The organism is uncultured Piscinibacter sp., from assembly GCF_937952055.1.
Classification (GTDB): domain Bacteria; phylum Pseudomonadota; class Gammaproteobacteria; order Burkholderiales; family Burkholderiaceae_C; genus Piscinibacter.
The window spans coordinates 1-3,559 of sequence record NZ_CALFYO010000012.1; the positions used below are offsets into that span (position 1 = coordinate 1).

At 70.9% G+C, this 3,559-nt stretch carries 6 protein-coding genes; 4 read left to right on the forward strand and 2 right to left on the reverse strand.

Features of this window, described 5'->3' with window-relative positions:
• Positions 1-527, reverse strand: a 527-nt coding sequence (locus Q0599_RS04890; protein WP_298826486.1) for an OsmC family protein, incomplete at its 3' end; no start/stop codon positions are given.
• Between the two features lie 152 nt (positions 528-679).
• Between Q0599_RS04890 and Q0599_RS04895 the strand changes: the two genes are divergently transcribed.
• On the forward strand, positions 680-1,714 hold the full coding sequence (locus Q0599_RS04895; RefSeq protein ID WP_298826487.1) for a GlxA family transcriptional regulator: 1,035 nt from the start codon (positions 680-682) through the stop codon (positions 1,712-1,714).
• A gap of 45 nt (positions 1,715-1,759) precedes the next feature.
• Here Q0599_RS04895 and Q0599_RS04900 read toward each other — a convergent pair whose 3' ends face one another.
• Positions 1,760-1,918, reverse strand: coding sequence for a hypothetical protein (locus tag Q0599_RS04900; RefSeq protein ID WP_298826488.1), 159 nt, complete (start codon positions 1,916-1,918; stop codon positions 1,760-1,762).
• A gap of 85 nt (positions 1,919-2,003) precedes the next feature.
• On the opposite strand from Q0599_RS04900, the gene Q0599_RS04905 reads away from it, so the two are divergent.
• From Q0599_RS04905 to Q0599_RS04915, 3 genes are all read left to right on the forward strand, one after another.
• Entirely contained in the window at positions 2,004-2,786 is a 783-nt protein-coding gene (locus tag Q0599_RS04905) for an AraC family transcriptional regulator (protein ID WP_298826489.1), read from the forward strand.
• 29 nt (positions 2,787-2,815) lie between these two features.
• Positions 2,816-3,205, forward strand: coding sequence for a GFA family protein (locus Q0599_RS04910; protein WP_298826490.1), 390 nt, complete (start codon positions 2,816-2,818; stop codon positions 3,203-3,205).
• Positions 3,206-3,275: 70 nt separating this feature from the next.
• A partial coding sequence (locus tag Q0599_RS04915) for an SDR family oxidoreductase (RefSeq protein WP_298826491.1) occupies positions 3,276-3,559 on the forward strand: 284 nt, incomplete at its 3' end.

Sequence of the window (3,559 nt, forward strand, 5' to 3'; positions counted from 1 at the left end):
GGCGAGTGCTGCTGGGCGTAGCGCAGCAGGTCGTCGAGCTCGGCGTCCGGGCAGTCGGCCTTGACGTGCATCTTGATGGCGATCCGCTCGTAGCCGGCGGGAACGCTGTCGTCGAGGCCGAGCAGTCCCTGCAGGTCGAGGTCGCCCTTCAGCTCGGTCGACAGCTCGCGGATCGTGATGCCGCGCGCCATCGCGTGGAGCACGAAGGTGGTCGTCACGCATCCGGCCAGCGCGTGCAGCAGGAACTCGACCGGGTTGGCGCCCTCGTTGTTGCCCAGCAGCACGGGCGGCTCGCCGTTGGTGAACTGGAAGGACATCGCGCGCGAGGTATCCTCCTGGCCCGCGCCGTAGAAATCGCGGATCGTCGAGCGGTTCTCGCCGCCGCTGATCCAGGTGTTGCGGGCGCGGAACTGGAACCGGGCCAGGCTCTTGTCCGCCTTCAGCGCGGCGATCGTGTCGGCGGCGGCCTGCATGTCGAGGCCGTTCATGTGGGTCGCCTTCTCGGCGACGGCGGGCATGGCGTTCATGATAGTCTCCATCGTCTGGTTTGCGTGCTGCCGGCGCCCCCGTGCGGGTGGTTGAGCGGCGTCGACGGCGTGCAGGATACGGATGGACGGGCATCCGCCGCAGAGCGGGGCCTGCCGGAAACGATCCGTTCGTGCCAGTGATGGGGGAAGTCGTGAGCGATCGTGCGCCACCGGCCATCGATGCCCACATCGTGGCGCTGCCGGAGACCGCCGGCTCGGCGCTGTACGGCATGGTCGACGTGCTGGCCTCGACGGGAACCCTGTGGCGCGAGCTGGCCGGCGAGGAACCCGGCCATCGCCTGATCCGGCCGCTCATCGTCTCGCCGTCGACGCACCCGTTTCGCTGCGGCAACGGCATTCCGGTCAGCCCCGACATCAGCATCGAGCAGGCGAGGGAGCCGGACATCGTCATCCTGCCGGAGCTGTGGCTGGCGCCGACCGACGACCTCGGCGGGCGATACGCCGAGGTGAAGGACTGGATCCGGCGCTGCCATCGGCGGGGCAGCACGATCTACACGGCGTGCTCCGGATCGGTGCTGCTGGCGGCGACCGGCCTGCTCGACGGCCTGCCGGCGACGTCGCACTGGGGCTACCAGGACCTGTTCCGGCGCAGCTTTCCCGCCGTGCGCTTCAATCCCGAGCCCAACCTGGTGATCGCCGATGCCGGCGCGCGCATCGTAACGGCCGGCGGCACCACGTCGTGGCACGACCTGGCGCTGCACATCATCGCGCGGCACTGCAGCCCGGGCGAGGCGCTGCGCATCGCCAAGGTCTACCTGCTGAAGTGGCACGGCGAAGGGCAGCTTCCGTACGCCAATCTCGTGCGGCGCCAGCCGCACGCCGATGCCGTCGCGCGCCGGGCCGAGGAATGGCTGGCGCGCCATCTGCGCGAGCCGCACGCGGTCGCGGGCGTGGTCGAGTCCTGCGGCATCCCGGAGCGCAGCCTGAAGCGGCGCTTCAAGGCGGCGACCGGCACGACGCTGATCGGCCACGTCCAGAACCTGCGCATCGAGGAGGCCAAGCGGCTGCTCGAGAGCGATGGCCGATCGGCGGACGAGATCGCCGCGATCGTCGGCTACGACAACCCGGCCTTCTTCCGCCGGCTGTTCAAGCGATCCACGGGACTGACACCCGGCGCCTATCGCCGGATGTTCAGCCCGATGTCGGGCGCGGCGGCGAGGGACTAGCCGCCGCGGCGGGGCATTCGATCGGCGTCCCGCGCCGCCTCGCGCTCAGTCCGCGCAGCCGCAGGACGGGCCGCAGTCGCAGGACGGGCCGCACTGGCAGGTCGCCGCCGTGGTCTCGGATGCGCCGGCCTCGGCCTTGGGCTCGGCGGCGCACTGGCAGACGGGCGCGCAGGTGCAGGGGTTGCAGGTGCAGGTCGTATTCATCGGTGAACTCCATCGGTTCGGGTTGCGATGGACGTGGTGTACGCTTCGTGGCGAACGGGCGATTGAACGCAGGGGCTGACTTCACGTGGCTATCGTCGGCCGGGGACGGATCGTCGTCTGGGAGGGCGCCAGCCTGTGGCTGCTGGCCGGCGGGCAGGAGCCGGCCGTGCTGCGCCCGCACGCCCATCACGCCATCCAGATCACCTTCGGCCTCGAGGGCAGCTTCGAGATCGGCGTCGCCGGCGAGCGCCTCGGCGGTCCCGTCGCCGCCATCGCCTCCGACGCCAGCCACACGTTTCGCGCCAGCGGCGCCGTCGCCTTCCTGTTCATCGCGCCGGAGAGCCCGGTCGGTCGCGCGATCGGCGCGAAGCTGTTCGCCGGGCGGCCGTGGGCGAGCGTGCGCGGCGTGGCGGCGGAAGCGTCGCTCGACGAGCTGCGCCAGTGCCTGCGAGACGGATGCGACGAGGACGAGATGCGGCGTCTGGGGCGCAAGGTGATGGCGGCGCTGCCCGCGGCGGCGCAGCCGGCGCTGGCCGATCCGCGCGTGCTGGCGATGATCGATGTCGCGCACCGCAGGCTCGAGGACGGCGTGAGCCTGCCGCAGGCGGCGGGCAGCGTGCATCTCTCGCCCGGCCGGGCGCGTCATCTCTTCGTCGAGCACACCGGGCTGCCGTTCAAGACCTACGTGCTGTGGCTGCGGCTGCAGCGCGCGGTGGGCCTGTACGCCGCGGGCCGCTCGCTGACCGAAGCGGCGCACCAGTCCGGCTTCTCGGACTCGGCGCATCTCAGCCGGACGTTCCGGCGCACCTTCGGCCTGCCGGCCGCCGCGCTCAGCCTGTCGTCGGCTGCCGGGCAAGCGGGCCGGTGATGCGATGCCGTCCACGGAGGAACCACAGCATGGACCGATTCACCGGCGGCTGCCTGTGCGGCGGCGTGCGCATCGTGGCGTCGGGGCGCCCGTACCGGGTCGGCCTTTGCCACTGCCTCGACTGCCGCAAGCATCACGGGGCGCTGTTTCACGGCTCCGCCGTGTTCCCCCAGGATGCCGTGACGATCGAGGGCGAAACGCGCGACTATGCCGGGCGGTTCTTCTGCCCCCGCTGCGGCTCGCCCGTATTCGGGCGCTGGGCCGACGAGATCGGCGTGAACCTGGGATGCCTGGATGCGCCCGACCAGCTGATGCCGACCTACGAGCTGTGGACCATCCGTCGCGAGACCTGGTTGCCGCCGTTCCCGCTCGCGCGGCGATACGAGCGCGATCGCGACGCGGCGGATCGCTTCGAGTAGCGGGTCATCGAGCCTTCTTTTGCGCTCTTGAGTCGAGCGGCCTAGGCTGCGTCGACACAGGAGGTTGATCATGAAGATCGTCGTCATCGGCGGCACCGGCCTGATCGGCTCGAAGGTCGTACCCATCCTGCGCATGGCCGGCCACGACGTCGTCGCCGCCTCACCCAGAGGCGGCGTCAACACCATCACGGGCGAGGGGCTCGAGGACGCGGTGGCCGGTGCGCAGGTGGTCGTCGATCTGGCCAACTCGCCCTCGTTCGAGGACGAGGCGGTGCTGGAATTCTTCCAGAGTTCGGGGCGCAACCTTCACGCGGCGGAGGCGGCGGCCGGCGTCCGCCATCATGTCGCGCTGTC